20 protein-coding genes are annotated in these 21,026 nt (G+C 70.4%); 3 read left to right on the top strand and 17 right to left on the bottom strand.

The annotated features are described in order from the left end of the window. Positions 1–229 precede the first annotated feature (229 nt). The 3 genes from U8525_RS32355 to U8525_RS32345 form a co-directional block, all read right to left on the bottom strand. Positions 230–994: a phytanoyl-CoA dioxygenase family protein gene (locus U8525_RS32355; protein ID WP_374270582.1), complete on the bottom strand. Its 765-nt coding sequence runs from the start codon at positions 992–994 to the stop codon at positions 230–232. A gap of 38 nt (positions 995–1,032) precedes the next feature. Then, entirely contained in the window at positions 1,033–2,025 is a 993-nt protein-coding gene (locus U8525_RS32350; protein WP_374270581.1) for a DUF2268 domain-containing putative Zn-dependent protease, read from the bottom strand. An 89-nt stretch (positions 2,026–2,114) separates the two neighbouring features. Beyond that, positions 2,115–4,208, bottom strand: a complete 2,094-nt coding sequence (locus U8525_RS32345) for a S46 family peptidase (RefSeq protein ID WP_374270580.1) — start codon at positions 4,206–4,208, stop codon at positions 2,115–2,117. Between the two features lie 777 nt (positions 4,209–4,985). Here U8525_RS32345 and U8525_RS32340 point away from each other — a divergent pair. After that, entirely contained in the window at positions 4,986–5,540 is a 555-nt protein-coding gene (locus U8525_RS32340; protein ID WP_374270579.1) for a hypothetical protein, read from the top strand. A 3-nt stretch (positions 5,541–5,543) separates the two neighbouring features. Here U8525_RS32340 and U8525_RS32335 read toward each other — a convergent pair whose 3' ends face one another. Continuing rightward, positions 5,544–6,425 carry a DUF3014 domain-containing protein gene (locus tag U8525_RS32335; RefSeq protein ID WP_374270578.1) on the bottom strand — a complete coding sequence of 294 codons (882 nt, stop codon included), beginning with the start codon at positions 6,423–6,425 and terminating at the stop codon, positions 5,544–5,546. A gap of 91 nt (positions 6,426–6,516) precedes the next feature. On the opposite strand from U8525_RS32335, the gene U8525_RS32330 reads away from it, so the two are divergent. After that, the gene (locus U8525_RS32330; protein ID WP_374270577.1) at positions 6,517–7,668 is read left to right on the top strand and encodes a cysteine desulfurase family protein; all 1,152 of its coding nucleotides are present in this window, start codon (positions 6,517–6,519) and stop codon (positions 7,666–7,668) included. 53 nt (positions 7,669–7,721) lie between these two features. Here U8525_RS32330 and U8525_RS32325 read toward each other — a convergent pair whose 3' ends face one another. The 13 genes from U8525_RS32325 to U8525_RS32265 all read right to left on the bottom strand — a co-directional run bounded on the left by U8525_RS32325 (position 7,722) and on the right by U8525_RS32265 (position 20,381). After that, positions 7,722–8,792, bottom strand: a complete 1,071-nt coding sequence (locus U8525_RS32325) for a hypothetical protein (RefSeq protein WP_374270576.1) — start codon at positions 8,790–8,792, stop codon at positions 7,722–7,724. 8 nt (positions 8,793–8,800) lie between these two features. Further along, positions 8,801–9,676 (bottom strand): ribonuclease H-like domain-containing protein, encoded by an 876-nt coding sequence (locus tag U8525_RS32320; RefSeq protein WP_374270575.1) that lies wholly within the window; start codon positions 9,674–9,676, stop codon positions 8,801–8,803. Continuing rightward, on the bottom strand, positions 9,676–10,113 hold the full coding sequence (locus U8525_RS32315) for a (deoxy)nucleoside triphosphate pyrophosphohydrolase (protein WP_374270574.1): 438 nt from the start codon (positions 10,111–10,113) through the stop codon (positions 9,676–9,678). Before U8525_RS32315 ends, U8525_RS32320 begins: the two co-directional genes overlap by 1 nt. Then, positions 10,110–11,288, bottom strand: a complete 1,179-nt coding sequence (locus U8525_RS32310) for a PQQ-binding-like beta-propeller repeat protein (protein WP_374270573.1) — start codon at positions 11,286–11,288, stop codon at positions 10,110–10,112. Before U8525_RS32310 ends, U8525_RS32315 begins: the two co-directional genes overlap by 4 nt. A 7-nt stretch (positions 11,289–11,295) precedes the next feature. Continuing rightward, positions 11,296–12,105, bottom strand: a complete 810-nt coding sequence (locus U8525_RS32305; RefSeq protein WP_374270585.1) for a tol-pal system YbgF family protein — start codon at positions 12,103–12,105, stop codon at positions 11,296–11,298. A 95-nt stretch (positions 12,106–12,200) separates the two neighbouring features. Beyond that, the gene (der, locus tag U8525_RS32300) at positions 12,201–13,613 is read right to left on the bottom strand and encodes a ribosome biogenesis GTPase Der (RefSeq protein ID WP_374270572.1); all 1,413 of its coding nucleotides are present in this window, start codon (positions 13,611–13,613) and stop codon (positions 12,201–12,203) included. 70 nt (positions 13,614–13,683) lie between these two features. Then, positions 13,684–14,637 (bottom strand): GTPase Era, encoded by a 954-nt coding sequence (gene era / locus U8525_RS32295; RefSeq protein ID WP_374270571.1) that lies wholly within the window; start codon positions 14,635–14,637, stop codon positions 13,684–13,686. Between the two features lie 83 nt (positions 14,638–14,720). Next, positions 14,721–15,278 (bottom strand): peptidylprolyl isomerase, encoded by a 558-nt coding sequence (locus U8525_RS32290; RefSeq protein WP_374270570.1) that lies wholly within the window; start codon positions 15,276–15,278, stop codon positions 14,721–14,723. After that, complete coding sequence (locus U8525_RS32285) at positions 15,275–15,943, bottom strand: peptidylprolyl isomerase (protein ID WP_374270569.1); 669 nt, start codon at positions 15,941–15,943, stop codon at positions 15,275–15,277. The genes U8525_RS32290 and U8525_RS32285 overlap by 4 nt, the downstream gene beginning before the upstream one ends. A gap of 67 nt (positions 15,944–16,010) precedes the next feature. After that, positions 16,011–16,784 carry a ribonuclease III gene (rnc, locus tag U8525_RS32280; protein ID WP_374270584.1) on the bottom strand — a complete coding sequence of 258 codons (774 nt, stop codon included), beginning with the start codon at positions 16,782–16,784 and terminating at the stop codon, positions 16,011–16,013. A gap of 14 nt (positions 16,785–16,798) precedes the next feature. Continuing rightward, the gene (locus U8525_RS32275) at positions 16,799–17,662 is read right to left on the bottom strand and encodes a hypothetical protein (protein ID WP_374270568.1); all 864 of its coding nucleotides are present in this window, start codon (positions 17,660–17,662) and stop codon (positions 16,799–16,801) included. Next, positions 17,662–18,807, bottom strand: a complete 1,146-nt coding sequence (locus U8525_RS32270; protein WP_374270567.1) for an acyl-CoA dehydrogenase family protein — start codon at positions 18,805–18,807, stop codon at positions 17,662–17,664. The genes U8525_RS32275 and U8525_RS32270 overlap by 1 nt, the downstream gene beginning before the upstream one ends. 44 nt (positions 18,808–18,851) lie before the next feature. Next, a complete protein-coding gene (locus tag U8525_RS32265; RefSeq protein ID WP_374270566.1) occupies positions 18,852–20,381 on the bottom strand; it encodes an acyl-CoA carboxylase subunit beta in 1,530 nt (509 codons plus the stop codon). 217 nt (positions 20,382–20,598) lie between these two features. Between U8525_RS32265 and U8525_RS32260 the strand changes: the two genes are divergently transcribed. Further along, entirely contained in the window at positions 20,599–20,979 is a 381-nt protein-coding gene (locus U8525_RS32260) for a YtxH domain-containing protein (protein WP_374270565.1), read from the top strand. Positions 20,980–21,026: the final 47 nt, after the last annotated feature.

Below are 21,026 nucleotides of genomic sequence, written 5' to 3'. Positions count from 1 at the left end.
GCAGGGAGCCTCGGAGCCGGTGTTTCTGCCCGCCCTTGTGAATGCGAGGCGACGACGCTCCGCCGTCCCCCTGGATGCCGTTCGAGCCTGAAACACCGGTCGAGGGCGCCAATCTCAGTCCCGAGGAGGTAGCCCCAAGGCGAACACGGCGACCCTCTCCCGGTACCTTCCGGCCCCGCTCTATACCGGAACCGTCAGGCTGGTGGAGTTCATACAAGGCGGCAGGGCCTCACGTCACCGCGCGCCGGATGGCCTCCTCCACCGGCGAGGTGTCCTCCGGGAGCCGGGCCAGGCTCAGGGGCTCCCGGGGCAGGAGCGGCGGCTGCGCCATGAAGCGCGGCCGCGTCCCCCGGTGGGCCTGGGCCGCGTGCACGAGGAAGGGGTGGCACAGGTAGACGGTGCCCGCCTCGCCCGTGGCCAGCGCCTCGCGCCGGTGGGCGGACTCCTCGAAGCCGTTCGCCGCCAGCTGGCGCAGCGTCAGGCCCGCTTCACCGGCCGGCCCCAGCAGCCGCGCGATGTCCTGGTGCGAGCCCACGCGGAGGCGGGTGGGCGCGTCGTCCTCGCCCACGTCGGAGAAGAGGAAGAGCATGAGCAGCGCCCGGCCCTTCGAGGCGACGTTGGCGCGCCAGTCCATGAAGTCCGGCTTCTCGAAGTCGAACCCCATGTCGATGTGCCACCCCGCGTCGCCCGGGTCCTCCGGAGCGGGGAAGCGCACGGGGAACGTGCCCATGGCCTTCAGCGGCAGCCATCGCCCGGCGCCCACGAGCGCGTCGTATGCCTCACGCAGCACGGGGGTGTTCGCGGCGTCCACGAAGGGCGCCTGGGGGTACATGCCCAGGCGGATGACGGGCCGGGTCCAGGTGGAGGGCCGGTCCGGATCGCACCCCGTGTCGCGCCAGAGGAGGGCCCGCGCCGCGTCCGCGAGCGCCCGGGGGAAGGCCCGGTCGATGCGCAGGAACCCGTCCCGCATGAACTGCTCCGCACGCGCGTCCATGAATGCTCCCATCCCCGGGGGCCGGGGTTTTCCCGGCCTCACGGCAGGTAGCCGCTCTCCCTGACGAAGGTCTTCACCGCGGCGGTGTCCGCGTAGTCCAGCTCGATCATCCGCTGGAGCGCCGCCTGCTTGTCCGGGGCCTTCGCATGGTAGGCGCGGGCGATGGCGTAGCCCACGTAGTAGCCCAGGTCCGCCACGCCGTCCGCGTTGTCCGGCCCGGACCAGAGCCACGGGGCGAAGGTCGTCGCGTCCTGGGCCTCGCGGAAGCGCTCGCGCAGCTCCGCGTCGTGCTGGGGGCCGTAGGTGACGTAGGCGAGCGTGGGCAGCTTGCCGGTGACCTGCTCGGCCACGAAGTCCGCCACGCCCTCGTAGACGACCCAGTCCACCAGCACGTCCGCGGGGACCTTCTGCCGCGTGTGCACGGCCTCGTGGGCGATGAGCAGGTCCATGCCTTCGTAGGGGCGGCTCTGGAAGTAGGTGCCCAGCGCCACGCGCAGCTTGGGCGGAAGCTCGGAGACATCCACCCGGTCGTCGCCGGTGGCCAGCTCCGCGCCCAGGAGCACCCGGCCGTCGAGCGCGGTGCCGCTCGAGTTGAGGGCGCCCACGGTGAAGTACACCTCCGCGGCGCCCAGCCGGGGGTAGAGGGCGCGGAAGCGCTCCAGGGTGGGGGCCACGCGGGCCGCGGACTCCCGGGCGCGCGCCGTCAGGGGGCGCACGGACTCCCAGAAGCGGGGGTAGCTCCGGATGGCGTCCACGTAGCCCTGCGCCGTGTAGCGCCTCGCGCGCATGAAGCTGTGCAGCCCCGGCGTGCCCCGGTCGATGTAGAGGGCCTGGAAGCGGGCCAGCTGCTCGGCCGGCTCGGCCGTGCTCCGGACGGCGTCGTAGGCCTCCCAGAAGTGGTCCACGTCCACCGTGGAGACCACGTCCTGGACGGCGGCGGGCGGTGCCTCCGCGGGGCGCTTCCCGGCGCAGGCCGCCAGACAGAGCGCGGCGGTGGAGGTCACGGCGAACAGGGCAGGGCGGAGGCGCATGGCTGGCTCAGGAGTGGATGAACGAAGAGGCTGCCCGGAGCGAACCGGACAGCCTCTCGGGGTGCTTCACGAAGAAGCCCGGGGGAAGCCTACCCCGCCGGGTTCGCCTTCACCGGCGCCACCTTGGTGCTCCCGGGGCGCAGCTCCTCCAGGACGCGGTTGGCGCCGTAGACCTTCTGGAGCGCCTCGATGATGGCGTCCGAGTGCACGGCCACCGTGCGGTTCACGGACTCGTCGAAGCCGTACTCGCCGCCCAGCGACTGGATGTTGCCGTCGAACACCAGGCCGACGATCTCGTGGTTCTTGTTCACCACGGGCGAGCCGGAGTTGCCGCCGATGATGTCGTTGGTGGTGACGAAGTTCATGGGCGTGGTGCCGGTGATGACCTTCTCCGACTTCAGCCACGACTTGGGCAGCGCGAACGGCTCCTGCCCCGTGGCGTGCTCGAAGGTGCCGGACATCTGGGTGATGGGGGCGACCTGCTGGCCGTTCTGCGTGTAGCCCTTCACGGAGCCGAAGGACACGCGCGGGGAGAAGGTCGCGTCCGGGTACTGGCTGGTGCCGTAGATCTCGAACTTCGCCTTGGCGACGAGCTCGCTGTTCTTCCGGATGACGGACTCCACGTCATCCTCGAACTTCTTGCGGATGGCGCGGGCGTCCGGGTCCACCAGGGCGGCCAGCTGGAGCATCGGGTCCTTGGACGCGTCCACGGCCTTCTTGCCGCCATCGAAGAGCGCCTTGCGCGTCTTCACGTCCGCCAGCTTGCTGCCCTTCACCACGCGGGTGGCCAGCTGCGCCGGGGACTCCTTGCCGAGCACCTTCTTCACGAACGGGTGCTGCGCGCCCAGCTCCTCCCGCAGCTTGGTGAGGCCGAAGGTCAGGCGGGCGATCTCCAGCTCCGGGTAGATGGGCGCGGGGCTGAGGAGCTGCGCCTTGAGCGCGGGCTGGTTGGCGTCGTTGAACTCGCGCAGTCGCTGGCCGTTGTCCTTGGGCAGCTCCTCGGCGGCGCGCACCAGCGTCTTGGCGATGCTGAACAGGGTGGAGGAGAAGCCCGAGCCCTGCTCCATGAAGTTCAGGTCCTTGCGGATGTTCTTGAGCTGCGCCTCCGCCTTGGCGATCTCATCCCACGCGCCGGCGTACTTCTTCTTCAGCTCGGGGTTCGCGTCGACCTTCTTGCGCAGCTCCTGCTCCGCGGCGACCTTGGAGGCGAAGAACGTCTTGTCCAGCAGCGCCTCCTCGCGGCCCTTGGACGCCTTGAGGGCGTTCTCCACGCCGAACAGGATGTTGCTGGAGATGCGCTTCTGCTCGGGGCCGCGCTTCTGGAACTCGGTGAGCATGCCGCGCAGCTCGGAGAGGTGCATGAGCGTCTTGGGCATGGACACGTCGCGGATGTACTCCAGCTCCGCGATGGTCAGCGCGCGAGAGGTGCGGCCCGGGTTGCCGGCCACGAACGTGAGCTCGCCGTCCTTCGCGCCGTGCTCGGACCACTTGAAGTAGTCCGGCGTCTTCACCGGCTGCTTGTCCTGGTAGATGCGCACGAAGGACACATCCAGGTCGTAGCGGGGGAACTCGAAGTTGTCCGGGTCACCGCCGAAGAAGGCGATGGCGTGCTCGGGGGCGAACACCAGGCGCACGTCCTGGTACCGGCGGTACTTGTAGAGGTTGTACTTGCCGCCCTGGTACAGCGTGACGACGTCGCAGCGGACCTTGTCGTCGCCGTTGGCGCAGGCCTTCTCCACCTTGGCCATCTCCGCCTTCAGCGTGTCCGAGTACTGCTTGCCGGTCAGCGACTGGGTGGCCTTGTTGAGCTGATCCGTGACGTCGGTGATCTCGACGAGCTGGTTCACCTCCATCGCCGGGCACTGCTTCTCCTCGGCCTGGGTCTTCGCGTAGAAGCCGTTGGCGAGGTAGTCCTGCTTCGCGCTGGAGAGCTGCTCGATGCAGCCGCGCGCGCAGTGGTGGTTCGTCATCACCAGGCCGTCCGGCGACACGAAGCTCGCCGAGCAGCCGCCGGCCAGCCGCACCGCGCCCAGGCGGAGCTTCTCCAGCCACTGCTGGCTCGGCTCGAAGCCGTACTTCTCCTTCACCTTGGCGGCGGGGAAGTTGTTGTACGTCCACATGCCTTCATCGGCGAGCGCCGGAGCGGCACCCACGAGGGCGGCGATGACGACCAATCGCTTCATGAGTGAAATCCTTTCGGGGGCCGCGGGACGGAGAACCCGCGGGGACGGGGCGTTTGTGAGGGATGACCCTGCAGCGGTCAAGCTGGGAAAGCGCCCACGCCGGACGCACAACGTCCGAGCGCCCGAACGATTCCCAGGGGCGTCCGCCGGGCAGGCGCTTTCCGACCCGAGGCGTCCCAACGCAGCGCGTCCGAGGGAACTCGGGCTGCCCGTGCGCGCGCAGACGCGCCCGGTGTGGTGCCCGGTTGCACGATCTGAGGGCCCACGTGCAGGCGATCCTGAGCACGGAAGCCAGGGCCCGGGCGCGCCACAGTTCGCGCAGGCTGAGCTGGACGTGGTGGTGGACGAGGCCGCACGCGCGCTGAAGCCTCGCGGCCTCGCGATCACGGCCCCAGGCCCCAGCCCCAGGTCGCGGTCACTGGAAACCTGTCCGACTGTCCGACGAGTCTTCCTCGGCGGGCAGGGCGGCACAGCTTTGGGCCGCGCTCTGCGCGACGTTGTCCGGCGGTGACGGACAGGTTCTTGGCGAGCCGGTCCGGGGGGGCGGCTTGGCCTGTACGGAGCCGCGGAATCGAGCCAATGGGGGACGGGCTCCAAGAACCCCACCCAGGACCCCAGAGGCTTAGTTTACATAACGCTTCTTATCAGACATTGTGACCGTGGATTCCCCAGGGATTCCACCTGCCCCCAGGTCACCGTCAGCCATCAACCTTCGGCCTCGGGGGCCTGAAATCTCGTGCTTCCCGAGCCTGGGTCCGGAACGTACCTTGCCGCCCCATGCGCTTCTTCCGTCGAACCGGACTCGCCGCGCTGTGCGGCCTCACCGCGGCCCTGCTGACGGGCTGCCCCGAAAAGACCGCCCAGGCTCCACTGGACAGCGGCGTCACCGGCGCCACGGCCGCCCCAGACTCCGGCCCCGAGGCCGTGGTCTTCACCCTCCAGTACCTGTCCCCGGATGGCGGCTCCGCGCTCATCCCCCTGGCCCTGGAGGAAAAGCCGCTCGTGGAGCCCACCTCCGACCTGGAACTCCGCAGCACCCTGGGGCTCAAGAACTACCGCGTCCGCCTGATGGACGAAGCCGACCGGGCCATGGTCTCCGATGACTCCGCCTCCGAGGACGACGACGGCCTCGTGTACCGCATCCACCTACCGCAGCCGCTCAAGACGGGCTACTCGTACACCCTCGTCGTGGACGCCCAGACGGGCTCGGCGTTCCAGGACTCGCGCGGACGCGACGTCGAGGACCTCCGGGCCTCGTTCCAGATCATCGGCGACAAGGAAAAGCCCAAGCCGCCGCCCCCTGCCAAGGGCGGCAGGAAGAAGTCCAAGTAGCCGTCATTCCTGGGTTTCTGACTGCCCCGGCGCCTGATCCGGCAACGGTTCGGGCGCCGCCGGCGCCGGGGTCGGCAGGCTCAACGCCGTGCGCAGCTCCCGCAGCTTCGCCTGGATGACCCGCATGTTCCCCGGCCCCATCCGCAGCAGATGCTTCTGGGCCTTGCTCAGGCCCTCCAGCTCCGGCGACGCGTAGACGTACAGCGCGCCTTTCGGCTCGACCTCCACCGGCCCCTGGGGCACCGGCACCGCCAGCAGGTGCTGGATGGCCCGGCCAAAGGCCGTTTCGAAGGTCTGATCCGGCGGCGCGATCTCCCGGTACGCCTGGTCGATCAGCGGCTTCAGCTCCCGGTACACCATCGCCGCGCCGGACACGTCCACCGAGCCCAGCACCCGGGCCACCAGGTCGTAGCGCGCATAGCTCAGCGGCGCGATCACCGAGCGCCCGTTCGCCTCGGCCGCGCCCACCTCGAATGCCCCCGCGGGCGCCATGAACGACAGTGAGGTCCGAGGACTCTCACCCTCGGCGATGTTGCTCACGGACGCCGTGAACCGGCGCGCCAGGTCCTGCTCCTGGAGCCACCGGGCCAGCTCCGGGTCCACCGACAGCTTGCCCGCCAGGTCGCGGATGCGGCCGTCGCTCTCCGGCAGCGACACCTCCGCGGGCGCCTCCGCCACGCCCGCGTCCACCACCGACGGTGCCGTCACCACGGGCGGCGGCTCCACCTGACGCTTCAAGCCGAAGTACGACGCCACCACCCCCAAGACCATCAGCGCGATCAGGATGCCCAGGACCTTGCCCCGCGACGGAGCCTTGGGCGGCTCTGACTGTTGCGGCGGTGGGATTCCTTCGGGCCCCTGATTCACGAAGTTCGGATCGCTCATGACGCTGAACCTTACAGACAGCCTCGCTGCCCATTCCAAGCACGTTCGAACTCCCGTACGCAGTTCGATACTTGAGCGGAGGATGTGAGGCATGGAGCCGCTGCGGACACCCCACCCCGTCTATCTCGACCACAACGCGACGACGCCGCTCCTGCCGGAGGTCGTCGACGCCATGCTCCCGTACCTGCGCGAGCACTTCGGCAATCCTTCCAGCAACCACGGCTACGGCGCCCAGGCCCGGAGCGCGGTCGCCCAGGCCCGCGAGCAGGTCGCGGCGCTCCTCGGCTGTGACGCGGAGGAGATCGTCTTCACCTCCGGCGGCACGGAGGCCAACAACCTCGCCATCCGCGGCGTGACGGAGGCGCTCGCGTCGAAGCGCCACGTCCTCACGACGTGCATCGAGCACCCGGCCACAGCCCGCCCGTGTGCATGGCTCGAATCGCACGGACGACGCGTGACGCGCATCGGGGTCGATGGCGACGGGTGCGCCCGCGTCGACGAGGCGCGCGAGGCCCTGGATGGCGACACCGCGCTCGTCACTGTCATGCACTCGAACAACGAGACCGGCGTGCTGCAACCGGTCTCCGAGCTCGCGAAGCTCGCCCACGCGGCGGGCGCCCTGGTCCACTCCGACGCCGCGCAGTCGCTCGGCAAGGTGCCGGTCCAGGTGCGCGAGCTCGGCATCGACCTGCTCTCCATCGCCGGCCACAAGCTCTACGCGCCCAAGGGCGTCGGAGCGCTCTATGTGAAGCGCGGCACGCCGCTGGTTCCCTTTGCGCTCGGCGCGAGCCACGAACGCGGCTTGCGTCCAGGCACCGAGAACGTCGCGTCCATCGTCGGGCTCGGCACCGCGTGCGAAGCCGTGGGCCGCGACCTGGATGCGACGGCCGCGCGCATGCGGCGCCTCCGCGACCTCCTGGGCGCGCGACTCGCGAGCGCGGTTCCCGGCCTCGCGCTCAACGGCCACCGCGAGCTGCGCCTGCCCAACACGCTCAACGTGCGCTTCCCGCGAGCCTCCGGGAACGCGGTGCTCGACGGCACACCCGAGGTCGCCGCCTCGACGGGCTCCGCGTGCCACGAAGGTCACGAGAGCGCCTCCGCGGTCATCCTGGCCATGGGCATCGCCCCAGAAGACGCGCTCGGCTCCGTGCGCCTCACGCTCGGCCGCCGCACGACCGAGGACGACGTCGCGCGCGCCTCCGAGGCGCTGAGCCGCTCCTGGCAGCGGATCGTGGGCGGTTAGCTCCGGGCTCGTGCCTCCAAGGCGCTGACTCGTAGCCACCGGCTCATAGGCGGTTAGCCGCTCGACTCCCCCAGGGGCATGCCGACCTCCGCGGGCAGGCGCCAGAGCTGCCCATCCTCGGGCGACAGCAGGAAGCCCCCGGGCAACAGGTGCACCGACGTGACGGCCTCCGTGGACAGCGGCAGCTCCCACGCGCACACGGGCCGCAGCGAGCCGGGGTCCAGTTGCAGCAGGTACCACTCACCCGCCTCCAGCAGGTCCTCCACCGCCACCAGCACCGCCCCCTCCATCACCAGCGCCATGTAGCCCGTCGCCAGCGTCCCGGCCTCCGGCAGCGCGAACTCCGCCGCCAGCGTGACGTCCGGGTACGTCCAGCGCCGCACCCACGAGCCCCCCACGCCAATGAAGCCCGAGCCATCCGGCAGGAACCCCGCCGGATAGAACGGCGCATCCACCGAAGCCACCGCCGCGCCGCGCACGAGCCCCGCAGCGCCACGCTCCACGAACGTGAGCCAGGTGCCTTCCTGCCCCTGGCTCACCGCCACGCCCATCACCGGCAGGCGCGGGTGCGAGATCCATTCGTGCAGCCCGTCCAGGTCGTCCTCACCCAGCGGGGGCGTCTCCAGCCCGAGCCCGGCCTCCGTCCCCGCGACGTCCGATAACGTGCGGGCATCCAGGACGCGCACCCAGGCCCTCCCGTCCTCGATGCCGCTCGTCCACAGGCCGTCGCCGGTGACGTCGAACCCCATCGCCTGCGTGGGCCGCGTCCAGGCTCGCGCCGGCGTCTCCACCGGACTTCCGTCCCGCGCCCGGCCCACCATCTCGATGCGCCCCGGCCCGAGCACCGCCGCGCACTGGAGCGACGGATGCAGCGCCACGAGCCTCGCGGTCCGGGGCAGCTCCAGCACCCGCGCAGGCGGCCAGGCCTCCCGCGCACCGAGCACCGCCAGCCTCCGAGCCCCCACGGCGAAGCCCACCGCCTCGGCCATGGGCGGCAGCACGAAGCCGTCCCCCGCCCACTCCGCGTCCGTCACCGGCAGGGTCGTCACCCGGGTGAGCGCCGCGCGGCGGCTGGGAATGCCCCACGGCGTGCCGGGTCGAGGCCGGCCGACCCAGGGGACCACGTGGCCGCTCAGGCGTCCTGCTCCATGGCCCGCACGCGCGCGAGCGTGTCCAGGTCGCGCTCGGTGGGGCCCAGCTCCAGGAGCAGCCGGCTCACGTCGTACAGCAGGTCCCCGCGCTCGAAGACCTTCAGCCGGGGGACGTCCAGGTTCAGGTCGTCCGCGCCCTTGTTGTACGAGAGGTCCATCAGCGACCGGAGCTGGAACGAGTCGTAGAGGTTGTACTCCACCAGGTAGCGCAGGGCCTCCACGTCCCCGCGCCGCAGGTACGCCCGCCACAGCAGCACCGCGTCGTAGCCATTCACGCCCTTCAGGTGCGGCGGCCGGCCCACGCCCAGCTTGTCCTCGATCTCCTTCAGCCCGCCACCCATCCCCAGCCGCCGCGTGACGAAGCGCAGGTCGATGTGCGCCTCCGGCACCGGGAACTGCTTCGCGCCGAAGTACTCCTTCAGCACCGGCACGTCGAAGCACGAGCCGTTGAACGTCACCCACAGCCGCCGCTTCGCCATGGCGTCCGGCAGCGCGTCCATGTTCCGGCCCTGGATGAAGACGTGCAGCCCCTCGGCGTCGAACAGGCTCACCACCGTGGGCACCTGCGTCTGGCTGCCGTCCGTCTCGATGTCGAAGTAGACGGCGTCGTCCTGGAACTCCGGGTACAGGCGCCAGTGCTCGCGCGACGGCACCATGCGGGCCAGGTCCTTCAGGTCCTTCCGCGCCAGCGCCGCGCGGGCCTCCGCGATGCGCTCGCGGGCCGCCGTGTCCGCCTTGCGGCTGATGACGATGCCGCCGTCCGGGAAGTCATCCCAGGTCCGGATGCCCTTGGACCAGAGGTCCTTCTCGCGCCACGGCCCCACGCCGGGGATGAGCTGGAAGGTGTGGCGCAGCATCAATCGAGCGCACCCAGCCTTCCCGCCAGCAGGTCGTCCAGCAGCGGCACGTCCGCCTCGCAGAACGGCAGCGCCTGCATCTCCGTGGGCGTGTGGAACGCCAGCTGGTGCGCCCCCAGCGGCTTCGGCTCGCCGGACACCAGCGTGGCCGCGTACAGCACCAGCTCCACCGTCAGGTCCGGGTACGTGTGCCGGCCCTCCCACAGGCGGCGGCCCACGGACAGCTCCACGTCCAGCTCCTCGCGGCACTCGCGCGCGAGGGCGGCCTCGTCCGACTCGCCCGCCTCCACCTTGCCGCCGGGGAACTCCCAGAGGAGCGCGCGGCTCCCGCCGGGGAGGCGCTGCTGGACCAGGTACCGCGGCCCGCCGTCTTCCGGACCGGGCCGGGGAATCAGCGCGGCCACCACCCGCACCGTCCGGGGCACGGCGCGCGTCACCCGCGCGGCCCCTTCTTCACGTTGTTCATGTCCAGCGCGTACAGGTACGCGTTGTTGGACAGCACGTACACCCGCGAGCCCACCACGAACGGCGGCGCGGAGATGCCCGTGCCCGGGTTCCACGACAGGCGCGTCTTGCCCGTCGTCGGGTCCACGAACAGCAGCGCTCGCTCGTTGGGCACCAGCAGCATTCCCCGGGCCAACACCGGAGCCAGCGCCGTCCGCTCCTTGAGGCGGATCGACCAGATGAGCTTCCCCGTCTCTCCCAGGTAGGCGTCCACGCGGCCGTCGCCGGAGGCGAACACCACCTCGCCCCGGGCCAGGAGCGACGTCAGGCCGCTGACGCTGGAGTTCCAGATGACGGCGCCGGTGTCCGCCTCCAGGGCGTACAGGCCGTTCTTGTACGAGGCCACGTACAGCCGCCCGGCCGAGTCGATGGCCGGCGTGGTGTCCACGTCCAGGAACTCGGTCCCCGCGCCCGACAGGGACTTCTCCCAGATGACCGCGCCGTCGTCGACCTTGAGGGCCACGAGGAAGCCGTCGGAGAAGCCGATGTACGCGGTGCCCTGGTCCACCCTCGGCGCGGAGGCGCCCCGGACGGTGAAGCCCGACGGCGGGTCGCGCCGGTACTGCCACACCCACGTGCCGTCCGTGGCCTTCACCGCGAACACCGTGTCGGTGTCCGAGGCCACCAGCACCAGGCCGTCCGAGAGCACCGGCACCGTGGCCAGGGACTCGTTGGTGGCGTACTTCCACTTCACCGCGCCGGTGCGGCCGTCCAGCGCGTACAGCACGCCGTCACCGCCTGGCAGGTAGACGACCCCCTCGCTGGCCAGGCCGCCCGCGAGCGCCCGGGCCCCCGTGCGCATGGACCAGGCCACCTTCCCGTCCGGCCCCACCGCGCGGACGTAGCCGTCCCGCGTCTGCGCGATGACGTTCCGGCTCTCCGGCTCGTACACCGGGGAGGCCGGCTCGTGCGGCGAGTACTCCAGCAACGGGACGCCGTCGAGGAGCCCCGTCCACCAGTTCACCTGGAAGAACTCCACGGGCGGCTGACGGGGCGCCGCGGGCAGCTCCGGGTTGCCGTACAACGGCGCCGTCGCGCACCCGGCCAGGAGCCCCACCCCGGCCGCCATTCCCACCCACCGCTTCCACCGAGCGAGCCGCATGGTCATGAGCGAGCTACGGCTCCCCCGCGTCCGTGGCCGTCGCGGCCGGCGGCGCCGGGGTGGGCACCTTCACGCCCTCCGCGGCCAGCACCGCCATCCGCTCGGTGGCCTGGCGGGCCGCCGCGCTGTTCGGGTGATCCGTCGGAATCTTGGAGAGCACCTGCGCGGCCTCCTCCTTCTTGCCCTGGAGGATCAGCATGCGCGCCTTGTGGTACGCGCCCATGCCGACCAGGTACTCGCCGGTGTCCGCCTTCTCCATCGCCTCGAAGGAGTTGATGGCGTTGGCGTAGTCGCCCTTGGCCTCGTAGGCGTAGCCCTGGCCCTCCAGGGCGCTGGCGCGCAGGGAGTCGTTCTCCGGGGCGCCCTTGAGGAAGGCGTCCAGGGACGCCAGGGCGTCGTCGTTCTTGCCCAGCCGGAGCTCGGCCTTGGCCTGCGGCAGGGCGGCGGTCGTCGCCGCGCGCGAGCCCGCGTGCTCCTTGCGGAAGGCGGCCAGCTGCTTCACGACCTCCTCGTCCCGGGCCTGCGCCGTGTCGAAGGCGGGCTCCGTGGCGGACGGGTCCACCGGGTCCACGCCCTTCACCGGGCGGTCCAGGACGGTGAGCGCCTGGCCCATGGCCATGGAGGCCGTCTCCTCGCCGCGCTTGGAGACCTCGCTGGCGATGGCCACGCCCACCGCCCCCAGCACGAGCACCCCCGCGCCGATGGCGAGGAACTTCTGGCGCTGCATCAGCCAGTCTCGCGCCTCCGCGCCCACCTTCTGGAAGGCGTCCGGCTGGCGAAGCTCCTGCTGGCGAATCTTCTCGGTCTTCTGCTGGGCCACGATGAAGGGACCTCTCTCCGGCTCGACGGTGCTCTTCTCTCTGGGAAAGCGGCGCACTGTAAAGAGCGCCCGCCGCGAGTGTCAACGCGCGAGCGCGGTCAGTCCCGCCCCGCGCGCTTCCCACCCTTCTTGCCACCCTTCCCCGCCAGGTGCGGGTTCTTGCGGGCCTCGCGCTTGGCCTTGCCTGGCCGCTCGCGGAAGAGCAGGCGGATGGGCACCCGCAGGTCGAAGGTCTTGCGGATCTGGTTGGTGATGTACCGCTTGTACATGTCCGGCACACCCTGCGGCGCATTGCACGTGAGGGCGAAGGTCGGCGGCGCCGCCGCCACCTGGGCGATGTAGTACAGGCGCAGCGGCTTGCCCTTCACGATGGGGGCCGGGTTGTTGTCCACCATGTAGTCCAGCAGCTTGTTGAGCTGGGGGGTGGGCGCCCGGAAGCGGAACTGCTTCGCCAGCTCCACCGCCACGTCCACCACCTTCTCCACCTTGGAGCCGTGCAGGGCGGACGTGAAGAGGACCGGCGCGTAGCCCACGAACTTGAGCGCGTGCTTGAGCTCCTCGCGGAAGGACTCCTGGCGGCGCTTGTCCTCCGCCACGAGGTCCCACTTGTTCACCACGATGACCAGCGCGCGACCGCGGTCCATGGACAGGCCCGCGAGCTTCGCGTCCTGGTCCACCGCGGGCTCCGTGGCGTCCATCAGGAGCACCGCCACGTCGCTGCGCTCCAGCACCTTCAGCGCCGCGATGACCGAGTACTGCTCCACCTGGTGCGCGATGGTCTTCTTGCGCCGGATGCCCGCGGTGTCCGTGAGGATGAGCGGCGTGCCCTTGTAGGTGACCTCGGAGTCGATGGGGTCGCGCGTAGTGCCGGCGACGTCGCTGGTGACGACGCGCTTCTCCTGGAGGATGGCGTTGACCAGGGTGCTCTTGCCCACGTTGGGCCGGCCGATGATGGCCACGCGGATCTTCCCGTCGTCCGGCGGCGCCTCGGCGTCCTCGTCCTCCCGCTTCGGCGGGAGCCTGGACACCACGGAGTCCATCAGGCTGCCCATGCCCAGGTTGTGCTCGGCGGACATGGCGTTCACGTCGCCCAGGCCCAGGCGGAAGAACTCGCCGGCCAGCGACTGCATCTGCCCGGACTCGTTGTCCAGCTTGTTGGCCGCGACGACGACGGGCTTGCCCGCCTTGCGCAGGTACTGGGCGACGGCCTCGTCCGCGGTGGTCATGCCCGCGCGCGCGTCCACCACGAAGATGATGACGTCGCACTCCTCCACCGCGAACTGGGCCTGCTCTCGCACCGACTGGAGCAGCGTGTCCTTCTCCCCCGGGACGAAGCCTCCCGTGTCGATGAGGGTGAAGGCGCGGCCCTCCCACTCCGCGTCGGCGTAGTGGCGGTCGCGGGTGACGCCCGGCTCGTCCTCCACGAGCGCGATGCGGCGGCCCACCAGGCGGTTGAACAGCGTGCTCTTGCCCACGTTGGGGCGACCGACGATGGCGACCAGCGGCTTCATGGAGTCTCTCTCGACAGCGACGACGACTTCGGCTTCAACGACGTCAGCGGCACGGACCTCGGCGGCGACATCACTCGTACCCCAGCTTCCTCAGGCCCGCGGCGCGCTCGCTCCAGCGGGCCTCCACGCGCACGCGCAGGTCCAGGTACACGTGCGCGCCCAGCAGGCGCTGCACGGACTTGCGCGCGTCCGTGCCGATGAGCTTCAGCATCTGCCCCTGCTTGCCAATCAGGATGGCCTTCTGGCTGTCGCGCTCCACGTAGATGGACGCCGCGATGCGGATGAGGCCGCCCAGCTGGCCCGGGGGCGTGCCCGGGCGCGGCTCGCGCTCGGACTCGTCGAACACGTCCACCAGCACCGCGGTGGAGTACGGGATCTCCTGGCGGCAGTGCCGGAGCACCTGCTCGCGGATGTACTCCGCCACCAGGACGCGCTCCTGCTGATCCGTGAGCATGTCCTCCGCGAAGAGGGCCTCGCCCTCCGGCAGGTGGCCGAGCACGACCTGGAACAGGTGCTCCACGCCGTCCTTCTCGCGCGCGGAGATGGGCACCACCTCCGCGAAGGGGAACTCCTGGCCGTAGAGGGCGATGAGCGGCAGCAGCTTCGCCTTGGGGATGGAGTCGATCTTGTTGATGACCAGGAAGGTGGGCTTGCCCACCTTCTGCAGCCGCTCGAGGATGGCGCGGTTGCCCGGCGTCACGTCCAGCGTCTCGCCCTGGGGCGGCTCGATGAGGAAGAGGACCAGGTCCACCTCCTCGGCCGCGGCGAGGGCGGCCTCCACCATGTAGCGGTTGAGCTCCCCCTTGGCCTGGTGGATGCCCGGGGTGTCGATGAACGCCACCTGCCCTTCCGGACGCGTCACCACGCCCAGGATGCGGTTGCGGGTGGTCTGCGGCTTGGGCGAGACGATGGCGATCTTCTCGCCCGTGAGGGCGTTGAGCAGCGTGCTCTTGCCCACGTTGGGCCGGCCGATGAGCGCGGCGAAGCCAGCGCGAGGGGTCTTCTTCTGGGACTGGGAGGCCATACTTCCGGAGATGATCAGTGGGCCTTCCGACTCGCGACGACGGGAAGGCCCCGGGGGAACTGCCAGGGTACGGCGGACGGCCTTTACGACGGCCGCGCCGTGGAGATGGTCAACGTCTGGATGCGCACGTCCCGGCGGGGACGGTCGTTTGAGTCCTTGGGAAGCTCGTTGGCGATGCGGTCCACCACGTCCTGCCCCTCCACCACCTCGCCGAAGATGGTGTAGCGGTTGTCCAGGTGCTTCTGCGGCGCCACGGTGATGAAGAACTGACTGCCGTTGGTGTTGGGGCCGGTGTTGCCCATGGCCAGCACGCCCTTCTTGTCGAAACGCCGGCCACTCTGGAACTCATCCTCGAAACGGAAGCCTGGGCCGTTGTTGCCCCGGCTGGTCGGGTCCCCGCCCTGGATCATGAAGTCCTTGATGCAGCGGAAGAAGAGCGTCCCGTCGTAGAGCGGGCGGCCGTGCTGGGGCTGGAAGGTGATGGGGTCCGTCCAGGGCTTCTCCCCGGTGGCCAGGCCCACGAAGTTCTCCACCGTCCGGGGCGCCTCCTTGGAGAACAGGCGCACAACGATGCGCCCCTCCGTGGTGTGGAAGGCGCCGAACAGCTCCGTGCCCTCGCGGGCCTGCGCCATGAAGCTCATCGCGGGGTGCTCTTGGGGGCGGCGGGCTTGGGGGCGGCCGGCGCCCTGGGCGCCTTGTCACCCAGCGTGATGGTCTCCAGGACCACGGGCGTCTGCGGGCGGTCCTCCGCGCTGCGCGGCACGTTGCCGATCTTCTCCACCACGTCGTAGCCGGTGATGACCTCGCCGAAGATGGTGTGGCGGTTGTTGAGGTTCGAGGGCGTGGAGGTGGTGATGAAGAACTGGCTGCCGTTGGTGTTGCGGCCCGCGTTGGCCATGGCCAGCAGGCCCGGCTTGTCGAAGGTCCGGCCGCTCTGGAACTCGTCCGCGAAGCGGTAGCCCGGGTCGCCCATGCCGGTGCCGGTGGGGTCGCCGCCCTGAATCATGAAGCCCGGGATGACGCGGTGGAAGACGGTGCCGTCGTAGAGCGGCTTGCCCTTCACCTGCGCCCCCGTCTTCGGGTCCGTCCAGGCCCTCTCGCCGGTGGCCAGGCCCACGAAGTTCTCCACCGTCCGGGGCGCCTCCTTGGAGAAGAGCCTCACGGTGATGACGCCCTGGCTCGTCTTCAGCGTCGCGTAGACGTCCTTGCCGGCCTGGACCTTCTTCGTCCAGGGGCCCGCTGCGGGCTCGGCGGCGAGCGCCACGACGGCGGCCAGCGCCGCGGTGATACCGAGAAGACGGTGCATACGGGACAGCCTCCAGGGCTGGAAGGCGCGGACCCTACCCCCCACCCCCCTGCCCCTCCAAGGGCTTTCACGCCGGAGGGTCGTCCGGTGCGAGGCCCCCCGGAGCGGGGGCCGCGACAGCCGGGGAGGCCCCGGAAGCCGGCTCGGCCTTCAGGCGCTCCAGCGTGGTGCGAGCGGCCGCCTGCTCGGCCTCCTTCTTGTTCCGGCCGCTGGCGCGGGCGTACACGGCCTCCCCGATGCACACCTCCACCTCGAACACCTTGGAGTGCTCCGGGCCCGTCTCCGACACCACGCGGTAGCGCGGCGACAGCTTGAGCCGCTCGTGCGACAGCTCCTGGAGGAGCGTCTTGTAGTCCAGGCGGCCGGCGCCGGAGGTCACCTCCTCCAGGAGCTCCGTGAAGCAGCGGTCCACCAGGGCCAGCGCCGGCTCCAGGCCGCCGCTGAGGTACACCGCGCCCAGCACCGCCTCCAGCGCGTCCGCGAGGATGGAGTTCTTGTCGCGGCCCCCGGACTGGGACTCGCCCCGGCCCAGCAGGAGCAGCTCGCCCAGGCGCAGGCCGCGGGCCACGCGGGCCAGGCCCTCCTCGTGGACGATGCGGGCGCGCATCTTGGTGAGCTCGCCCTCGGGGACGCCCGGGCAGCGGTCCATCAGCCGGTGGCTCACGGCCAGGTCCACCACGGCGTCGCCCAGGAACTCCAGGCGCTGGTTGTCCTTGAGGTTCTGGTCGCGGTTCTCGTTGACGTAGGTCTTGTGCGTCAGCGCCTCCAGGGCCAGGTCGCGCTTGGAGAACTGCACGTCCAGGCGCGTCTCAAGCGCCTGCACCCGCTCGGCGAGGGTCATCTTCTCCACGCGGCTCACTCCTGGGGGGCGTCCGGGCCCACGAGTCGCACGGCCTCGGGAGGCACCTTCAGCAGCTCCGCCACCAGCCGCACCACCCCGGGGAACTCATCCAGCTCGAAGCGGCCCGCCCACACCTTGCCCTGCGTGCCCGCCAGGAGGCCCCGGAAGGTGCGCCCGGCGATGCGCGCGGCGGCGAAGCGGTAGGCGCGGCCCTCCACCTGGAGCTGCGCCAGCAGCTCCAGGCTGCTGCGCGGCGGCACCAGCGCCTCCTGCCCGAACTTCTCCACGATCTCCACGAAGCGCACCGGCTCCGCGCCGGACGCCACCTGCGGCGCGCGCGGCAGGGGCTCGCCCAGCAGCGCGGACAGGTAGCCCGTCAGCGCAGCCTTCTCGCGGAACTCGGACAGCTCGATGACGTGCCCGGCGGCGGTGGTCAGCTCCTCACGGCCGCGGAGGGCCTGCGCGATGCGGAAGTTGCCCTGCCGGTCCGCCACCAGCTTCACCGCGAGCTGGCCCTCCTTCACGTTCGTGGACAGCTCCAGCGACTGCGGATCCACGTCCGCGGGCAGGCCCAGGAGCTGGAGCTCCTCCGAGCGGCGCTGCAGGTGGAAGACGTGCTCGCTGAAGGTGTCCAGCAGGAGCGCCTGCATCTCCTCCGCCGCGTCGATGGCGGACAGGAGGACGGGCGTCATGCCCACCACCGCCGGCGGCGCGATGGGGATGAGCCGGTCCCCCATCACCTGGAAGGTGATCTCGGTGATGAAGTCCTTGGTGATGGGGTTCACCAGGGACGCGGCCTCCAGATCCAGCACCACTTCGACGCCAGACGGCTCCTCACGGACCTGGAGCCCCAGCTCTCGCAGCCGAGCGGTATCCATCAGGCGCCTTTGAAGGTCTCGCGGGCGATGATGGTCCGCTGGATCTCGCTCGTGCCTTCGCCAATCTCACAGAGCTTGGCGTCGCGCAGGTAGCGCTCCACGGGGAACTCGCGCGTGTAGCCGTAGCCGCCGTGGATCTGCACCGCCTTGCTGCACCCGCGCATGGCCGCCTCCGACGCGAAGAGCTTCGCCATGGACGCCGCCTGCGAGTACGGCTGCCCCGCGTCCGCGAGCCGCGCCGCGCGGTGCACCAGGAGCCGCGCCGCCTCCAGCTCCGTCTTCATGTCCGCCATCATCCAGCGCAGGCCCTGGAACTCGCCGATGGGCTGGCCGAACGCGGTGCGGTCGCGCGAGTACGCCACCGACTCCTCCAGCGCCCCGCGCAACAGGCCCACCGACAGCGCGCCGATGGTGATGCGCCCCTTGTCGAGGATCTTGAGCGTGTCGATGAAGCCGCGGTCGACCTCGCCCACGATGGCGTCGTCACCGACCTCCACGTTCTCCAGGATGAGCTCGGCCGTATCCGACGAGCGCATGCCCAGCTTCCCGTGGATGGAGCGCTGGCTGAAGCCGGGGATGCCCTTCTCCAGCACGAAGGCGGTGATGCCCTTCTGGCGCTTCTCCGGCGAGGTGAGCGCCAGCACCACGAACACGTCACCCACCGTGCCCTGGGTGATGAACATCTTCGCGCCGTTGAGCACCCACCTGCCGCCCTTCTTCACGGCGGTGGTGCGCATGCCGGACGCGTCCGAACCGGAGCCCGGCTCGGTGAGGCCCCACGCGCCCAGCCACTCACCGGAGGCGAGCTTGGGCAGGTAGCGCTGGTGCTGCGCCTTGTTGCCGAAGACGCGCACGTGGCTGGTGCCCAGGCCGTTGTGGCTGGCCACCGTGAGCGCGAGCGAGCCGTCGTAGCGGGCGATCTCCTCCACCGCCACCGCCACCGCGAGCGAGTCCATGGCCGCGCCCCCGTACTCCTCGGAGACGAGCATGCCCAGCACGCCCAGCTGCCCCAGCTCCTTGACCACCTCCATGGGGAACTTCTCGTCCTTGTCCCACTCGCGCGCGTAGGGCTTCACGCGGCGTTCGCAGAATTCACGGAGGGAGGCCTGGAGGGCGCGGTGGCTTTCAGGGAGTTCGAAGTCCATGGTCGGGTGCGGAATCTAGAGCGGAGACGGCGGGTGGGGGAACTTCAGACGGGGTGGACGCCGTGCTTCTTCTCCGCACGGGGCTGGAACTGGCCCGCATAAAGCGAGTAACGCTGCATCAATTCCCCGCGCAGGGAGTCGCCGGGGACCACCGCGTCGATGATGAGCTCGCTGGCCAGCTTGAAGATGTCCACGTCCTGCTTGTACTCGTCGCGGAGCTTCTGGACGAAGGCCGGCCGCTCGGCCTCCGGCAGCTCCTGGATCTTGTTGAAGTAGACGGCGTTGACCGCCGCCTCCGGGCCCATCACGGCGATCATCGCCTGGGGCAGCGCGAGCGTGGCCTCCGGCGCGAAGCCCGGACCGCTCATGGCGTAGAGGCCGGCGCCGTAGGCCTTGCGCACCACCACGCAGATGCGCGGCACGCTGGCCTCGGACACCGCGGAGATCATCTTCGCGCCCGCGCGGATGATGCCCGCGCGCTCCACCTTGGTGCCGATCATGAAGCCCGGCACGTCCGCCAGGTACAGGAGCGGGATGTTGAACGCGTCGCACAGCCAGATGAACCGGGCCGCCTTGTCCGCGCTGTCCACGAAGAGCACGCCGCCCTTGTACTTGGGCTGGTTCGCGACGATGCCCACCGGGCGGCCGCCGATGCGCGCCAGTCCCGTGATGAGCTCCTGCGCGAAGAGCTTCTTCACCTCGAACCAGCTCCCCTCGTCGATGAGCTCCGCGATGAGCGCGTGCATGTCGAAGGGCTTGTTCTGATCCGGCGGGACGATCTCGTCCACGCGCTTGCCGCTGTGCCTGGGGGCCTTCAGCTCGACGGCGGGCGGGGCCTTGGAGAAGTTCTCCGGGAAGAAGGCCAGGTACTGCTTCGCGGCGGCGATGGCCTCCTGCTCCGTCTTCACCAGCACGTCGCCCACGCCGGACACGGAGCAGTGCATCTTCGCGCCGCCCATCTCCTCCAGGGTGACCTTCTCGCCGATGACCATCTCCGCCATGCGCGGGCTGCCCAGGTACATGGAGGCGTTGCCCTCCACCATGATGACCAAGTCGCAGAACGCGGGGATGTAGGCGCCGCCCGCGGCGGACGGGCCGAAGAGCAGGCAGATCTGCGGGACGAAGCCCGACAGGTGGACCTCGTTGTAGAAGATGCGGCCCGCGCCGCGGCGGCCGGGGAACATCTCCACCTGGTCCGTGATGCGCGCGCCCGCGCTGTCCACCAGGTAGAGCAGCGGGCAGCGCAGCGCCTTCGCCGTCTCCTGGATGCGGAGGATCTTCTCCACCGTGCGCGCGCCCCAGCTGCCCGCCTTCACCGTGGAGTCGTTGGCCATGACGGCCACCGCGCGCCCGTCGATGCGCGCGACGCCGGTGATGACGCCGTCGGAGGGCAGCTCCGGGTCCAGGTTGTTGGCGAGCTTCCCGTCCTCCACGAAGGAGTCCGCGTCCACGAGCAGCCGGATGCGCTCGCGCGCGAAGAGCTTGCCCGTCTCCGCGTTCTTCGCGTGGTACTTGGGCGCGCCGCCCTTCTCCACCTGGGAGAGCTTCTCGAGCAGTTTCTGATCTGAGGACATGGCCGTCGTCCCATACCAAGAAACCCCAGGCCTGGCTGCCTTCTTGCCACTCCTGCCGCCAGCCGTGCCGTCCAACGGACGACGCATGGAGCCACGGCGGAGCGCTCCGGGGGGTGTCGCCAGGGGCCTCCCTGCCTACCTTCATGTCGCACGGGGGGTGTGCACCCAGGCGGGCCACGCTCGACCCGTTGAACCGCATCCGGCCCAGGAGGGATCCATGTTCAGAGCGAAGAAGGCGACGTGGCAGGCGAAGGCATTGGCCAAGAGCAAGCTGTACCGCCAGTTCCTGGCGCACCAGCTGCTCGACCAGCTCCCCGAGTACGCGGACAAGGCCGGCAAGGCGGCCCGGAAGTCCTGGGACCGGTTCGACCCGGACGACGCGCTGCGCTATGTGGGGTTGACGACGTACAAGCCGGCGCGCGCGGGCCTGGGCGGCCTGGGGGCGTTCCTCCTGGGCGCCGCCGCGGGCAGCGTGGTGGCCCTGCTCCTGGCCCCGAGCCGCGGCACGGAGCTGCGCACCACCGTCAAGGACAAGGCGATGGGCTACATCAACAAGCAGGGCGTGAACATCGGCGGCGAGAAGACCGCGAGCGCCTGACGTCGAGTGGAGGGTGGCGCGCAGGGGCCGCACGGTCCGCGGGCAAC

Source organism: Corallococcus sp. RDP092CA (genome assembly GCF_041903675.1).
Classification (GTDB): domain Bacteria; phylum Myxococcota; class Myxococcia; order Myxococcales; family Myxococcaceae; genus Corallococcus.
Note: the sequence above shows the minus strand (reverse complement) of the source record. Positions and strands in the feature narration are given on the sequence as shown.

Excerpts from the sequence above, each read along its gene's own strand:
- U8525_RS32265 (WP_374270566.1), bottom strand. The coding sequence starts at position 20,381 with ATGTCCTCAGATCAGAAACTGCTCGAGAAGCTCTCCCAGGTGGAGAAG.
- U8525_RS32285 (WP_374270569.1), bottom strand. The coding sequence starts at position 15,943 with ATGCACCGTCTTCTCGGTATCACCGCGGCGCTGGCCGCCGTCGTGGCG.
- U8525_RS32335 (WP_374270578.1), bottom strand. The coding sequence starts at position 6,425 with ATGAGCGATCCGAACTTCGTGAATCAGGGGCCCGAAGGAATCCCACCG.
- U8525_RS32310 (WP_374270573.1), bottom strand. The coding sequence starts at position 11,288 with ATGACCATGCGGCTCGCTCGGTGGAAGCGGTGGGTGGGAATGGCGGCC.
- U8525_RS32340 (WP_374270579.1), top strand. The coding sequence starts at position 4,986 with ATGCGCTTCTTCCGTCGAACCGGACTCGCCGCGCTGTGCGGCCTCACC.
- U8525_RS32270 (WP_374270567.1), bottom strand. The coding sequence starts at position 18,807 with ATGGACTTCGAACTCCCTGAAAGCCACCGCGCCCTCCAGGCCTCCCTC.
- U8525_RS32275 (WP_374270568.1), bottom strand. The coding sequence starts at position 17,662 with ATGGATACCGCTCGGCTGCGAGAGCTGGGGCTCCAGGTCCGTGAGGAG.
- U8525_RS32345 (WP_374270580.1), bottom strand. The coding sequence starts at position 4,208 with ATGAAGCGATTGGTCGTCATCGCCGCCCTCGTGGGTGCCGCTCCGGCG.
- U8525_RS32330 (WP_374270577.1), top strand. The coding sequence starts at position 6,517 with ATGGAGCCGCTGCGGACACCCCACCCCGTCTATCTCGACCACAACGCG.
- rnc (WP_374270584.1), bottom strand. The coding sequence starts at position 16,784 with ATGACCCTCGCCGAGCGGGTGCAGGCGCTTGAGACGCGCCTGGACGTG.
- U8525_RS32260 (WP_374270565.1), top strand. The coding sequence starts at position 20,599 with ATGTTCAGAGCGAAGAAGGCGACGTGGCAGGCGAAGGCATTGGCCAAG.
- U8525_RS32290 (WP_374270570.1), bottom strand. The coding sequence starts at position 15,278 with ATGAGCTTCATGGCGCAGGCCCGCGAGGGCACGGAGCTGTTCGGCGCC.
- U8525_RS32350 (WP_374270581.1), bottom strand. The coding sequence starts at position 2,025 with ATGCGCCTCCGCCCTGCCCTGTTCGCCGTGACCTCCACCGCCGCGCTC.
- U8525_RS32320 (WP_374270575.1), bottom strand. The coding sequence starts at position 9,676 with ATGCTGCGCCACACCTTCCAGCTCATCCCCGGCGTGGGGCCGTGGCGC.
- U8525_RS32355 (WP_374270582.1), bottom strand. The coding sequence starts at position 994 with ATGGACGCGCGTGCGGAGCAGTTCATGCGGGACGGGTTCCTGCGCATC.
- era (WP_374270571.1), bottom strand. The coding sequence starts at position 14,637 with ATGGCCTCCCAGTCCCAGAAGAAGACCCCTCGCGCTGGCTTCGCCGCG.
- der (WP_374270572.1), bottom strand. The coding sequence starts at position 13,613 with ATGAAGCCGCTGGTCGCCATCGTCGGTCGCCCCAACGTGGGCAAGAGC.